Annotated in this window: 9 protein-coding genes; 3 read left to right on the top strand and 6 right to left on the bottom strand. The window is 71.1% G+C overall.

The genetic code is table 11. The features are described from left to right. Positions 1 to 7: 7 nt before the first annotated feature. Complete coding sequence (locus ACXNSR_RS27260; RefSeq protein ID WP_458638044.1) at positions 8 to 1564, top strand: MFS transporter; 1557 nt, start codon at positions 8 to 10, stop codon at positions 1562 to 1564. A gap of 87 nt (positions 1565 to 1651) precedes the next feature. Here the strand turns inward: ACXNSR_RS27260 and serA are convergent, their stop codons facing one another. From serA to ACXNSR_RS27230, 6 genes are all read right to left on the bottom strand, one after another. Continuing rightward, positions 1652 to 3241 carry a phosphoglycerate dehydrogenase gene (serA, locus tag ACXNSR_RS27255; RefSeq protein ID WP_458638043.1) on the bottom strand — a complete coding sequence of 530 codons (1590 nt, stop codon included), beginning with the start codon at positions 3239 to 3241 and terminating at the stop codon, positions 1652 to 1654. A 306-nt stretch (positions 3242 to 3547) separates the two neighbouring features. Further along, positions 3548 to 4549 carry a ketol-acid reductoisomerase gene (ilvC, locus tag ACXNSR_RS27250; protein WP_458638042.1) on the bottom strand — a complete coding sequence of 334 codons (1002 nt, stop codon included), beginning with the start codon at positions 4547 to 4549 and terminating at the stop codon, positions 3548 to 3550. Between the two features lie 130 nt (positions 4550 to 4679). After that, the gene (ilvN, locus tag ACXNSR_RS27245) at positions 4680 to 5204 is read right to left on the bottom strand and encodes an acetolactate synthase small subunit (RefSeq protein ID WP_030010002.1); all 525 of its coding nucleotides are present in this window, start codon (positions 5202 to 5204) and stop codon (positions 4680 to 4682) included. A 32-nt stretch (positions 5205 to 5236) separates the two neighbouring features. Beyond that, the gene (locus tag ACXNSR_RS27240; RefSeq protein ID WP_458638041.1) at positions 5237 to 7123 is read right to left on the bottom strand and encodes an acetolactate synthase large subunit; all 1887 of its coding nucleotides are present in this window, start codon (positions 7121 to 7123) and stop codon (positions 5237 to 5239) included. A gap of 203 nt (positions 7124 to 7326) precedes the next feature. Continuing rightward, positions 7327 to 10224 carry an EAL domain-containing protein gene (locus tag ACXNSR_RS27235; protein ID WP_458638040.1) on the bottom strand — a complete coding sequence of 966 codons (2898 nt, stop codon included), beginning with the start codon at positions 10222 to 10224 and terminating at the stop codon, positions 7327 to 7329. Positions 10225 to 10506: 282 nt separating this feature from the next. Then, a complete protein-coding gene (locus ACXNSR_RS27230; protein WP_458638039.1) occupies positions 10507 to 11454 on the bottom strand; it encodes a 2-hydroxyacid dehydrogenase in 948 nt (315 codons plus the stop codon). Between the two features lie 73 nt (positions 11455 to 11527). Between ACXNSR_RS27230 and ACXNSR_RS27225 the strand changes: the two genes are divergently transcribed. Further along, a complete protein-coding gene (locus ACXNSR_RS27225; RefSeq protein WP_458638038.1) occupies positions 11528 to 12535 on the top strand; it encodes an aldo/keto reductase in 1008 nt (335 codons plus the stop codon). Positions 12536 to 12679: 144 nt separating this feature from the next. After that, positions 12680 to 13915 (top strand): PQQ-dependent sugar dehydrogenase, encoded by a 1236-nt coding sequence (locus ACXNSR_RS27220; RefSeq protein ID WP_458638037.1) that lies wholly within the window; start codon positions 12680 to 12682, stop codon positions 13913 to 13915. Positions 13916 to 13932: the final 17 nt, after the last annotated feature.

Below are 13932 nucleotides of genomic sequence, written 5' to 3'. Positions count from 1 at the left end.
CCTGCTCATGACAACTCCCGCTGCCACAGCGCGACGTGCCGGCCGCCGCGAATGGACCGCCTTCACCGTCCTCCTGCTGCCCCTGCTCCTGGTCTCGATGGACGTCTCCGTCCTCTACTTCGCCATCCCGGCCATCACCGACCAGCTCGACCCGAGCTCCACCCAGCAGCTCTGGATCTTCGACAGCTACGCCTTCGCCCTCTCCGGCCTGCTGATCACGATGGGCTCGCTCGGCGACCGGATCGGCCGCCGCAAGCTGCTGCTGATCGGCGCGACCGCCTTCGGCCTCGCCTCGATCGGCGCCGGCTGTGCCACCAGCGCCGAGATGCTCATCGCGGCCCGCGTCCTGCTCGGCATCGGCGGCGCGACCCTGATGCCCTCCACGCTGGCCCTCGTACGGAACCTGTTCCAGGACGACAAGCAGCGCGGCAAGGCCATCGCCATCTGGTCCGGGGCCATGACCGGTGGCATCGCGCTCGGTTCGGTGCTCAGCGGGGTGATGCTGAACCACTTCTACTGGGGCTCCGTCTTCCTCATCAACGTGCCCGCGATGCTGCTCCTGCTGCTCCTGGTCCCGGCCTTGGTACCGGAGTTCAAGGACCCGGCCCCCGGCCGCTTCGACCTGCTGAGCGTCCCGCTCTCCATGGCCGCCGTACTGCCGGTCGTCTACGGGCTCAAGGAGATCGCCGCCGAGGGCTTCGAGCCGCTCTACCTCGCCTGCCTCGCCGTCGGCCTGGTCTTCGGGTACGTCTTCGTCCGCCGCCAGCGCACCCGTGACGACGCCATGGTGAGCCGGGCACTGTTCCGGGGCCGCGGTTTCGGGGCGGGCATCGCCCTGAACACCGCCGCCGCCTTCGCCATGATGGGTTCGGCCTACTTCACCACCCAGTACCTGCAGTCGGTGCTCGGGATGGGCACCCTGGAAGCCGCCCTGTGGAGCCTGGCCCCCTCGGTTCTCATCGGCGCCGCGGCCCCGGTAGGCGCGGCCCTGGCCCAGAAGGTGGACCGGGCCCACGTCATCGCCGGCGGGTTCGCCCTCGCCGCCGTCGGGTTCGTCCTGATCAGCCTGGTGGGCACCGACTCCCTGTGGCTGATCCTCACCGGCGCCGGGGTGCTCGCCTCGGGCATCGTCACCGTGCTGTCCCTGGTGTCCGACATGGCGCTGGCCTCGGCTCCCGCCGAGAAGGCCGGTTCCGCCGCCTCCCTGCTGGAGACCGGGACGGAGTTCGGCGGCGCCCTGGGCATGGCGGTCCTCGGCAGCCTGGGCACCGCGGTCTACCGCGCCGACCTGGCCGGTGCCGAGCCTTCCGTACGGGAGACGCTGGGCGGCGCCGTCGCCACCGCCCACCACATCGGCGGGCCGGCCGGGGAGCAGGTACTGGCCCTGGCCCGGGAGGCCTTCGTCCACGGAATGCAGTACGCGGCCTGGGGCGGTACGGCGCTGCTGCTCGGGGCGGCCGTGCTCGCCGCGGCTCTGATGCGCGGGATCGAAGCACCCGTCCCGCCCGCGGCGGAGCCCGCGGCCGAGCCCGAGGTCCGCGCCCACGAGGCGACGTACCACTGAACCGCCCACCGCGACACGCGGCCGACGGAACGCGGAAGGGCCCGGGGATCTCCCCCGGGCCCTTCCGTCACGTCTTCCCCGACGGGCTCAGGCGAGGCTGACCGTGCGCGCCGAGACGGCGCCGATCTCGGTGGCGATGGCCGCGAGGACGTCTCCGGGAACCGCGGCGTCGACGGTGAGGACGGCGAGCGCCTCACCGTGCTCCTCGGCCCGGGCGACCTGCATGCCCGCGATGTTCAGACCGCCCTCGCCGAGGACGCGGCCGACGGTGCCGACCACGCCGGGGCGGTCGGTGTAGCGCAGCACGACCATGTGGTCGGCGAGCGACAGGTCCACGTCGTACTCGCCGACGCCCACGATCTTCTGAAGGTGCTTCGGGCCCGCGAGCGTGCCGGAGACCGAGACCTCCTGACCGTCCGACAGGGTGCCGCGCACGGTCACCACGTTGCGGTGGTCCGGGGACTCCGAGCTGGTGGTCAGGCGGACCTCGACGCCGCGCTCCTGCGCGAACAGCGGGGCGTTGACGTAGGAGACCGTCTCGTCGACGACGTCCTCGAAGACACCCTTGAGGGCGGAGAGTTCCAGCACCTTGACGTCGTGCTGGGTGATCTCGCCGCAGACCTCGACGTCGAGGCGGACCGCGACCTCGCCCGCGAGGGCGGTGAAGATGCGGCCCAGCTTCTCGGCGAGGGGCAGACCGGGACGGACGTCCTCGGCGATGACCCCGCCCTGGACGTTGACCGCGTCCGGCACGAGCTCACCGGCGAGCGCGAGGCGCACCGACTTGGCGACCGAGACACCGGCCTTCTCCTGGGCCTCGTCCGTGGACGCGCCGAGGTGCGGGGTGCAGACGACCTGGTCGAGCTCGAACAGCGGGGAGTCCGTGCAGGGCTCCTTCGCGTACACGTCGAGGCCGGCGCCGGCGACGCGGCCCTCCTTGATGGCCGTGTACAGCGCGGCCTCATCGACGATCCCGCCGCGGGCGGCGTTGACGATGCGGACCGACGGCTTCACCTTGTGCAGGGCCTCGTCCCCGATGAGACCGAGGGTCTCGGGGGTCTTGGGCAGGTGCACGGTGATGAAGTCGGCGACCTCCAGGAGCTCGTCCAGCGCCAGCATCTTGACGCCCATCTGGGCGGCGCGCGCGGGCTGCACGTAGGGGTCGTACGCGACGATCTTCATGCCGAAGGCCGACATGCGCTGGGCGACCAGCACGCCGATGCGGCCGAGGCCGACGACGCCGAGGGTCTTCTCGCTGAGCTCGACACCCGTGTACTTGTTCCGCTTCCACTCGCCGTTCTTCAGGGCGGTGTTGGCCTGCGGGATGTTGCGGGCGGTGGCGACGAGCAGGCCGCAGGCGAGCTCGGCCGCGGTCACGATGTTCGAGGTCGGCGCGTTGACGACCATCACACCGGCCTTGGTGGCGGCGGAGACGTCCACGTTGTCCAGACCGACGCCGGCGCGCGCGACGACCCGCAGCTTCTTGGCCGCGGCGATGGCCTCGGCGTCGACCTTGGTGGCGGAGCGGACGAGGATCGCGTCCACGTCGACGATCGCGGGCAGCAGCTCGGCGCGGTCCGCGCCGTTGCAGTGCCGGATCTCGAAGTCCGGGCCCAGCGCCTCGACGGTGGCGGGCGACAGCTCTTCGGCGATGAGTACGACAGGTTTCGAGCTCACGTGGGTCCTCACAAGTCCAGTGCGGACGGCCGTCCCGACGGCCGCAGGCGGTGGAGGGGGTAGCCGCGTGGAAGACGCACGACACTGTGGGCCTGACGCGTATGTGTTGAGCAGTGTAGTGGCGCGGGCGGACCGGTTTTCCGCCTGTACGGAAGGATCACTCTTCCGTGGTTGGCCGGGTTGGACAAGCGGCCCCCGTGAGGGCTCCGATCCCGGCGCTCCGGTCACCGGTGCGGCAGGTGCCGTACCGCACGGTGATGCGCGGCGGGGCCGGGACTCAACCGTCCCGGCCCCGCCGCCGCGAGATCAGCTCTCGTCGTTGTCGACCCAGCTCATCAGCTTGCGCAGCTTCTTGCCGGTGGTCTCGAGCAGGTGCTCGGAGTCGGCCTTCTTGTACTCGTTGTACTTCGGCAGACCGGCCTTGTACTCGGCCATCCACTCCTCGGCGAACTTGCCGCTCTGGATCTCCTCGAGGACCTTCTTCATCTCGGCCTTGGTGGCGTCGGTGATGACGCGCGGGCCGGTGATGTAGTCGCCCCACTCGGCGGTCTCGGAGACCGACCAGCGCATCTTCTCCAGGCCGCCCTCGTACATGAGGTCGACGATGAGCTTGAGCTCGTGCAGGCACTCGAAGTAGGCGATCTCCGGCTGGTAGCCGGCCTCGGTCAGGGTCTCGAAACCGGCCTTGACCAGGGCGGAGGCGCCACCGCAGAGGACGGCCTGCTCACCGAACAGGTCGGTCTCGGTCTCCTCGGTGAAGGTGGTCTTGATGACGCCGGCGCGGGTGCCGCCGATGCCGGCCGCGTACGAGAGCGCGAGCGCGAAAGCGGAACCGGTGAAGTCCTGCTCGACGGCGGCGATGCACGGGACGCCGCGGCCCTCCTCGTACTGGCGGCGGACCAGGTGGCCGGGGCCCTTCGGAGCGACGAGGGCGACGTCCACGTTGGCCGGGGGCTTGATGAAGCCGTAGCGGACGTTGAAGCCGTGGCCGAAGAAGAGCGCGTCACCCTCCTCGAGGTGGTCCTTGATGGACTCCTCGTAGATCTCTGCCTGCAGCGGGTCCGGGGTGAGGATCATGATGACGTTCGCCCAGGCGGCGGCCTCGGCCACGGGGACGACCTTCAGACCCTGCTCCTCGGCCTTGGCCTTGGACTTCGAGCCCTCCTTCAGACCGACGACGACGTCGACGCCGGAGTCACGGAGCGACAGCGCGTGGGCGTGGCCCTGGCTGCCGTAACCGATGACCGCGACCTTGCGGCCCTGGATGATGGACAGGTCGGCGTCGTTCTCGTAGAACAGCTCGGCCACTGGGATATCTCCTTGGTGCGCTGGTGTTGCTCCCACCGTACGGCGGGGAACGGAATCTGAGTTTCTCGGTCTCGCTATGCGAGCAGGGCGTGTCCGGCCCGGCTCGCGTGTCCGCGGCGGGCCCGGCGGGTCAGGCGCTGCGGTCGAGCGCGCGCAGACTGCGGTCCGTGATGGACCGTCCGCCACGCCCTATGGCGATCGTGCCGGACTGGACGAGCTCCTTGATGCCGAAGGGCTCCAGCATCTTGAGCATCGCGCCGAGCTTGTCGGAGCCGCCGGTGGCCTCGATGGTGACGGCCTCCGGGGAGACGTCGACCGTCTTGGCGCGGAAGAGCTGGACGATCTCGACGATCTGCGAACGGGTCTCGTTGTCGGCGCGGACCTTCACCAGGACGAGCTCGCGCTCGATGGCGTTGTGGGACTCCAGCTCGACGATCTTGAGCACGTTGACCAGCTTGTTCAGCTGCTTGGTCACCTGCTCCAGCGGGAGGTCCTCGACGTTGACGACGATGGTGATGCGGGAGATGTCGGGGTGCTCGGTGACGCCGACCGCGAGGGAGTCGATGTTGAACCCGCGGCGGGAGAACAGGGCGGCGATCCGGGCGAGGATGCCGGGCGTGTTCTCGACCAGGACGGAGAGCGTGTGCTTGGACATGTGGGGCGTTCTCTCTCTCGGGCTCTCTCGGCTCAGTCGTCTTCGTTGTCGCCGAAGTCGGGACGGACGCCCCGGGCTGCCATGACCTCGTCGTTGGAGGTGCCGGCGGCGACCATCGGCCACACCATGGCGTCCTCGTGGACGATGAAGTCGATCACGACGGTGCGGTCGTTGATCGCGTTGGCCTCGGCGATGACCTTGTCCAGGTCGGCCGGGTCCTCGCAGCGCAGCGCCACGCAGCCCATGGCCTCCGACAGCTTGACGAAGTCCGGGACGCGCGTGCCCTTGCGGGGCGCGATGGACTCGCCGAGCTGGGAGCCGACCGTGTCGTGACCGGTCTCGTCGGCGTGCAGAACGGTGTTCGAGTACCGCTGGTTGTAGAACAGGGTCTGCCACTGGCGGACCATGCCCAGCGCGCCGTTGTTGATGATCGCGACCTTGATCGGGATGTTGTTCAGGGCGCAGGTGACCAGTTCCTGATTGGTCATCTGGAAGCAGCCGTCACCGTCGATCGCCCAGACGGTGCGCTCGGGCATGCCGACCTTGGCGCCCATCGCGGCCGGGACCGCGTAGCCCATGGTTCCGGCGCCGCCGGAGTTCAGCCAGGTGCGGGGCTCCTCGTACTTGACGAAGTGCGAGGCCCACATCTGGTGCTGGCCGACGCCGGCCGCGAAGACCGTGCCCTGCGGGGCGAGCGCGCCGATCCGCTCGATGACCTGCTGCGGGGAGAGGCTGCCGTCCTCGGGCAGGTCGTAGCCCAGCGGGTACGTCTCGCGCCAGCGGTTGAGGTCGTTCCACCAGGCGGTGTAGTCGCCGGCGTTGCCCTCGGTGTGCTCGGCCTGGACCGCCTGGATCAGGTCGGCGATGACCTCGCGGGCGTCTCCGACGATCGGGACGTCGACCGCGCGGTTCTTGCCGATCTCGGCGGGGTCGATGTCCGCGTGGATGATCTTGGCGAAGGGGGCGAAGCTGTCCAGCTTGCCGGTGACGCGGTCGTCGAAGCGGGTGCCGAGCGCGATCAGCAGGTCCGACTTCTGCAGCGAGGTGACGCCGGTGACGGAGCCGTGCATGCCCGGCATGCCGACGTGCAGCGGGTGGCTGTCGGGGAAGGAGCCCAGCGCCATCAGGGTGGTGCAGACCGGGACGCCGGTCAGCTCGGCGAGGACCTTCAGCTCGGCGGTCGCGCCGGACTTCATGACGCCGCCGCCGACATACAGGACCGGGCGCTTGGCCTGGCAGATGAGCTTGGCGGCCTCGCGGATCTGCTTGGCGTGCGGCTTGGTGACCGGCCGGTAACCGGGGAGGTCCTGGGAGGGCGGCCACGAGAAGGTGGTCTTCGCCTGCAGGGCGTCCTTGGCGATGTCGACGAGGACCGGGCCCGGGCGGCCGGTGGCCGCGATGTGGAACGCCTCGGCGATCGTCTTCGGGATGTCCTCGGCCTTGGTGACCAGGAAGTTGTGCTTGGTGATCGGCATCGTGATGCCGACGATGTCCGCCTCCTGGAAGGCGTCGGTGCCGATCGCCTTGGAGGAGACCTGGCCGGTGATCGCGACGAGCGGGACGGAGTCCATGTGCGCGTCGGCGATCGGGGTGACGAGGTTCGTGGCGCCCGGTCCGGACGTGGCCATACAGACGCCGACCTTCCCCGTGGCCTGCGCGTAGCCGGTGGCGGCGTGGCCGGCCCCCTGCTCGTGGCGGACCAGGATGTGACGGACCTTCTTGGAGTCCATCATCGGGTCGTACGCGGGGAGGATGGCGCCGCCCGGAATACCGAAGACGGTGTCGCACCCCACCTCTTCGAGAGAGCGGATGAGGGACTGCGCACCCGTGACGTGCTCAACTGCGGCGGACTGCTGTCCGCCGGAACGGGGCCGCGGCTGCGGATGGTGGGCCCCGGTGGCCTGCTCGGTCATCGGCATTCTCTTCTCGAAGCTGAGGGTTTTACGCGGATTCGACTCTGTGCCAGTGCAACAAAAAACCCCTCGTGCCAGGAGGCAAGCGAGGGGAGCGCGTCGGGGTGTTGAGCGGGGACATGCAGGCCCCAGCTTCAGCCGACGCGCTTTCCAAGTACGAGAATTCGGGTGCGCATGGCACTGACCCTCCCTCTGGCGGGAGGGTGATGTCAAGTAGGTGGGACGGGCGTCTCATTATGTGAGCCTCTATGGATGGCCATCGAGCCCCCGGGGGAGCCGCCGGCCAGTGCCGGTTGAGCCGCTCCGCCCGGTACTGGGAACGTACCGCGCACCAGCGCACGGCGCAGCCTGTACTCGTCGAGCGGGCCGGAAAAGGCCATTCCCTGGCCGTGCGTGCACCCCATCGCGCGCAGCGCCAGGACCTGCTCGGGCAGGTCCACCCCGTCCGCCACCGACCGCATGCCCAGGTCGTTTGCGATACGCAAGAGACCGGCGGTGATCTTGTGCAGCCGAGCGGACTCGACCACCCCCTCCACCAGGCCCCGGTCCAGCTTGAGCATGTCCACCGGGAGGCGGCGCAGGGCGCTGATGGCCGCGTAGCCGCTGCCGAAGCCGTCCAGGGAGATACCCACCCCGAGCCGGTGCAGGGCGCTCAGGCGGCGCTCCAGATCATCGAAGGGCACCCTGGGGTCGGATACGGCGAGCTCCAGCACCAGGGCCCCGGAGGGCAGCCCGTGCCGGGTCAGCAGGGCCTCCACGGAGCCGAGCGGCATGGCCCGGTCCAGGAGCCGCTGGGCGGTCATCCGGACGGCCACGGGTACGTCGTGCCCGGCCCGGTGCCGGTCGGCGGCCTGCTCCACGGCCTCCTCCAGCAGCCATCGGCCCAGCTCGGCGGTGCGTGAGGCGTCATGGCCGGCGGCGCCGGGACCGGCGGGCCCACCGGCTCCGCCCTCGCTGTACTCGGCGACCCTGAGGAACTCCGCCGGGGTGAAGAGGATCCCCTGGGCGGAGCGCCAGCGGGCCTGCGCGGCGACGGCCGACACCTCGCCGGTGGCCAGCGAGACCACGGGCTGGTGCAGCAGGGCGAACTCGCCCTCGTGCAGCGCGGTCCGCAGCCGCCCGGCCAGCTCGGCCTTGCGCACGACTTCGGCCTGCATCTGGGGGGCGTACAGCTCGACGCGGTCCTTGCCGCCGGCCTTGGCCCGGTACATCGCGAGATCCGCGTTGCGCATCAGGTCCGAAGGGGTGATGCCGGGGTCGGCGAAGGCCGCTCCGATGCTCGCGGCGACGCGGACCTCGCTGCCGCCGATCCGGTACGGCTGGGAGAGGGTGGTGCGCAGCCGGTCGGCGATCTCGCGCACCTGGTACTCGCGGGCGCCGGGGTCACGGTTGCCGTCGCCCAGGATCAGCGCGGCGAACTCGTCACCGCCGAGGCGGGCCGCGGTGTCCCCGGCCCGGACCGAGTCCTGGAGCCTGCGCGCGGCTTCGACGAGCAGCTCGTCGCCGGCCTGGTGGCCGATGGTGTCGTTGACCGCCTTGAAGCCGTCGAGGTCGATGAAGAGCACGGCGGTGCTGTGGTCGCCCGCGCGCCGGCCGGTCAGGGCCTGGCGCACGCGCCGGGTGAACAGGGCCCGGTTGGGCAGGTCGGTCAGCGGATCGTGTTCGGCGCTGTGCTGGAGCTGGGCCTGGAGCCGGACGCGCTCGGTGACGTCCCGGCTGTTGAGGATGAGGCCGCCCTGGTGGCGGTTGACGGTGGACTCCACGTTGAGCCACTCGCCGCCGCCCGACTGGAAGCGGCACTCGATGCGGGTGGTGGGCTCCTCGGTCGGCGGCGCGGCGAGGAAGCGGCGTACCTCGTGGACCACCCGGCCGAGGTCGTCGGGGTGGATCAGTGCGGCGAGCTCGGTGCCGACCAGCTCCTCCGCCTCCCGGCCGTAGACCCCGGCGGCCGCGGGGCTTACGTAGCGCAGGGTTCCGGTGGGGGCGGCGATCATGATGACGTCGCTGGAGCCCTGGACCAGGGAGCGGAAGTGGTTCTCCTTCTGGGCCAGTTCCTGGGTCAGCGCGATGTTGTCGAGGAGCATGATGCCCTGGCGGATGACGAGGGCGAGCACGACCGTGCATCCGGTGAAGACGACCATCCGGTCCACTTTCCGGCCGTCCACGACGTTGTACAGGATGCCGAGGGTGCACACGGCGGCCGCGAGGTACGGGGTGAGGGCGGGCAGCGAGCCGGTGATCGGGCGGCTGTGCGCCCGGTCCGCGCGCTGGCGCCCGGCCGGCTCCGGGCCCGGGTGGAGGCGCCGGGCACCCCAGGGCGCGTACGCGAGGAGCAGCGAGCCCGCGAACCAGCCGGCGTCGAGCAGCTGTCCGGACTGGTATTCGGCGCTCAGCAGGGGCGAGGTGAACAGGGCGTCGCTGAGTACGGTCAGGGCCAGCGCCGCGATGGCGGTGTTGACGGCGGAGCGGTTGGTCTCGCTGCGCCGGAAGTGCAGGACCAGGACCATCGAGACGAGCGCGATGTCCAGGAGCGGGTAGGCGAGGGAGAGCGCGGCGCGCGGGACGCTGCCGGGGGCGCCGGACTGGGCGGTCCGCGCCGCGTGGGCGAGGGCCAGGCTCCAGGACAGTGTGAGCAGGGAGCCGCCGATGAGCCAGGAGTCGAGTCCGAGGCACACCCAGCCGGCGCGGGTGACCGGGCGTTTGGCGAGGACGAGCAGGCCCACGATGGCGGGCGGGGCGAAGCAGAGGAAGGCGAAGTCGGCGAGCGAGGGTTTCGGCACTTCCTCGCCCAGGATCACCTCGTACCAGCCCCAGACCGCGTTGCCGCCGGCACCCATGAGGGAGGAGAAGGCGAAGAGCAGCCAGGCGGGGCGTTCGCGGCTGTCGATCGCCCTCGCGTAGGAGTAGCAGGAGACGGCGGCGAGTAAGCCGGCCGCGCTGAGCCCGAAGTCCCCCATGATCTCGGCGACTTCCTCCGAGCCCCAGTTGAGGGCGGCACCGACGGCGTACCCGCCGCTGACCACTGCGAGGAGCAGCTGCATCGCCAGGCCCTTGCCTCCGCCCGAGACGGACGGCCGGTTCAGGAGTGCCGCCCCCGGCGGACTCACCGGTCCCCCTCGTCGGCTGGTTCCGGTGCAGCCCAGTCTCGGCAGCGTCGCCTCCGGCGGCTGTGCCGCGTCGGATCCTTTGTCCATTGGCCGTACATCGCCCGTCGCCCCCCAAAGTGTCCGATCACTCCCCAGCGCCAGACGTTCGTGGCGCAGCCCCTTCTTCCGGACGATACACCACTTTCGTCACTCAGGGACATAGTCTCTCTACTCTCCGTTACCAATCGGGGAGTTGTGTCCACTCAGCGCGTTCGAACAATCGCAGAGCGTGCGCATCGTGCGTCACTCGGTGATCAGTACCGTGTGCTCCACCGGCTCACCGGCCGCGAACCGGGTGAGCTGGCGGGCCAGCAGACGCTTGGCCCTCGGCTCGAACGCCGAGCTGCTGCCCCCGACATGAGGGGTGATCAGGACGTTCGGAGCATGCCAGAGCGGGTGGCCGGCGGGCAGTGGTTCCGGGTCGGTGACGTCGAGCGCCGCGCGCAGCCGGCCCGACTCCACTTCCGCCAGGAGGGCCTCGGTGACGACGACGGGACCGCGCGACACGTTCACCAGCAGGGCTCCGTCCTTCATCCTGCTGAGGAAGCCGGCGTCGGCCAGGCCCCGGGTGGCGTCGGTCAGCGGTGTCACGAGGATCACCACGTCGGCCCGGGGCAGGAGCGCGGGCAGGTCGGCGAGGGTGTGCACGGGGCCGCGTCCGGTGGTCCGGGCCGTGCGCGCCACCCGGGCGACAGGGCCGCATTCGAAGGCCTGGAGCCGGTCCTCGATCGCGGAGCCGATCGATCCGTAGCCGATGATCAGAACCGACTTGTCGGCGAGGGCGTCGTAGAACCCGGAACGCCACTCCTCGCGGTCCTGGCCGCGGACCATGCCGGGAATGCCGCGCAGGGAGGCGAGGGTCAGCGCGAGGGCGAGTTCGGCGGTGCTGGCCGTGTGGACCCCGACGGCGTTGCACAGCCGCACGCCGGGGCGCAGGTCGCCGAGGCGGCCCAGCACGTCGTCGATGCCGGCGGTCAGGGTCTGGACGACCCGGACCGCGGACATCGCCGCCAGCGGGCGCACGGTGACCTCGGGGGACTTCATGTAGGGCGTCACGTAGAAGACGCAGTCGGCCGGGTCGGCCGGGAAGGCGTCCTCGCCGTCCCAGAGGCGGTACCGGAACGAGTCGGGGAGGCCCTCGATCTCCTCGGCGGGGAACGGGAGCCAGACATCCGGGGTCATTGCAGTCATGATCACGAGGCTATGCCAAGGCATCCGGATCAAGCCGTTAGTTTGAGGGCCGGAGCCGGAGGGGGACGCAGAGGTGGAGCGCAGGTCGATCGGGGCGGGGGCGCTGACGGTGGGCGCCGTCGGCCTCGGCTGTATGCCGATGAGCTGGGCGTACGCGCCTTCGCGGCGGCGGGGACAGGAGTCGCTGGCCGCCGTGCACACCGCGCTGGACCTGGGGTCGAACCTGCTGGACACGGCCGACGTGTACGGGCCGTTCACCAATGAGCTGCTGCTCGGGCGGGTGCTGCGTGAGCGGCGGTCCGAGGCGTTCGTCTCGGCCAAGGTGGGACTGCGGGCGGGTGACCAGCACGTGGTCGCCGACGGGCGGCCCGGCTATCTTCGGCGGGCCTGCGACGCCTCGCTGCGGAGGCTGCGGACCGACGTCATAGACCTCTACCAGCTGCACCGGGTGGATCCGGACGTGCCCGTGGAGGAGACCTGGGGGGCCATGGCCGAGCTGGTGGGCGCCGGCAAGGTACGGGCGCTCGGGTACTGCGCGCTGGGCGCCGGGGCAGGTCCCGGGGCCGGGCGCAGCGGGGACCGCGGGTACCGGACGACCCTGCGGCACCTGGAGCGGCTGCAGCAGGTGTTCCCGGTGAGCGCGGTGCAGGCGGAGCTGTCGGTGTGGTCGCCGCAGGCGGCGTGGCAGCTGCTGCCGTGGTGCGCGGCGCGCGGGGTGGGGTTCCTGGCGGCGATGCCGCTGGGCAGCGGGTTCCTCACGGGGACGCTCACGCCGGGTGAGGGGTTCGAGCCGCAGGACGTGCGGGCCCGTCATCCGCGGTTCACGGCGGAGGCGATGGCGTCGAACCAGGTGCTGCTGGCGGGGCTGCGGCAGGTGGCCCGGCGGCACGGCCCCCAGGTCACGGTCGCGCAGGTGGCCCTGGCGTGGGTGCTGGCGCAGGGACCGCAGGTGGTGCCGGTGCCGGGGGCCGACCGGGCGCCGTGGGCGGCGGAGAACGCGCGGGCGGCGGAGGTCCGGCTCTCGGCCGGGGACCTGGCCGAGATCGCGGCCCTTCCGGTCGAGGTGGGAGCCTGGGACTGAGCCGGCACCGGCGCGGGCCGGGGTCGATCCGAGGGCGGCCGGACAACCACTCGATCGAGTGTACGAGTGGTGGAACTTCGGGAAGTGCCGGAGCTGTTGAGAGGGATGAAGGGCACGATCGGAGGACCGGAAGGGAGCAGGGCCATGCGATACGGAAGTTCTCCCGGGCAGGCGGGATCCGAGGGTCGGGGCGGGCGGGGCCGCGGTGTGCTGACGGCGCTCGCACTGGCCGGCTGCGGCGCCCTGCTGGCGGCGGGGTGCTCGCCGGAGGGCGCTCCGGGTACGGGGCCGGGCGGCTCCCCACCGGGCACGGCCGCGGCGGGCTCCGGGTCGCCGGGGCCGTCGGGGAGACCGTCCGCGTCGCCGGAGGCAGCCGGCCCGCCGGCGAAGGGGGCCGTGACGGTGACCGGCGAGGTGGCCAAGGGGCTGGAGTCGCCCTGGGGCGTGGCCCCGCTGCCGGACGGGGACCTGCTGGTGGCCTCGCGGGACAAGGGGACGATCAGCAGGGTCGCGACGGGTTCGGGCGCGGTGACCCTGATCGGCGAGGTGCCGGGGGTGGCCCCGGGCGGGGAGGGCGGGCTCATGGGCCTCGCGCTGTCGCCCACCTTCGCGTCGGACCGGCTGGTGTACGTGTACTTCACGACCGAGTCCGACAACCGCATCGCCCGGCTGCGGTACGACGAACAGAGAGCCGCCGGGCAGCAACTGGGCGCTCCGGACACGGTGTTCCGGGGAATTCCCAAGGGCCTCATCCACAACGGCGGCCGGATCGCCTTCGGTCCGGACAAGATGCTCTACGCGGGGACGGGCGAGACCGGTGACACCGGGCTCGCGCAGGACAAGAAGTCGCTGGGCGGCAAGATCCTGCGGATGACCCCGGACGGGGATCCGGTGCACGGCAACCCGGAGGCGGATTCCGTCGTCTACTCCTACGGGCACCGCAATGTGCAGGGGCTCGCCTGGGACAAGGACAAACGGCTGTGGGCGGCCGAGTTCGGCCAGAACACCTGGGACGAGCTGAATCTGATCGAGCCCGGCGCCAACTACGGGTGGCCCGAGGCCGAGGGGAAGGCGGGCAAGCCCGGCTTCCGGGATCCGGTGGCCGTGTGGAAGACCGACGAGGCCTCGCCGAGCGGGATCGCGTGGGCGCAGGGTTCGGTGTGGATGGCCGGGCTGAAGGGCAAGCGGCTGTGGCGGATCCCGCTGGCCGGGACGGAGCTGGTGGCGCAGCCCGAGCCCTTCCTGGAGGGCGAGTACGGGCGGCTGCGGACGGTGGTACCCCTCGGCGGGGACCGCTTGCTGCTGGTCACGAGCGAGACCGACGGACGCGGGTCCCCGGAAGCGGGCGACGACAGGATCCTGACCCTGACGGTGCGGTGACCGGCAATTCCCCGCGG

It is taken from the genome of Streptomyces sp. NC-S4, assembly GCF_054353315.1.
The sequence above is the reverse complement of the archived record's forward strand: the minus strand, read 5'-3'. Positions and strand labels throughout refer to the sequence as shown.

Excerpts from the sequence above, each read along its gene's own strand:
- ACXNSR_RS27260 (WP_458638044.1), top strand. The coding sequence starts at position 8 with ATGACAACTCCCGCTGCCACAGCGCGACGTGCCGGCCGCCGCGAATGG.
- ilvN (WP_030010002.1), bottom strand. The coding sequence starts at position 5,204 with ATGTCCAAGCACACGCTCTCCGTCCTGGTCGAGAACACGCCCGGCATC.
- ACXNSR_RS27240 (WP_458638041.1), bottom strand. The coding sequence starts at position 7,123 with ATGCCGATGACCGAGCAGGCCACCGGGGCCCACCATCCGCAGCCGCGG.
- ACXNSR_RS27230 (WP_458638039.1), bottom strand. The coding sequence starts at position 11,454 with ATGACTGCAATGACCCCGGATGTCTGGCTCCCGTTCCCCGCCGAGGAG.
- ACXNSR_RS27220 (WP_458638037.1), top strand. The coding sequence starts at position 12,680 with ATGCGATACGGAAGTTCTCCCGGGCAGGCGGGATCCGAGGGTCGGGGC.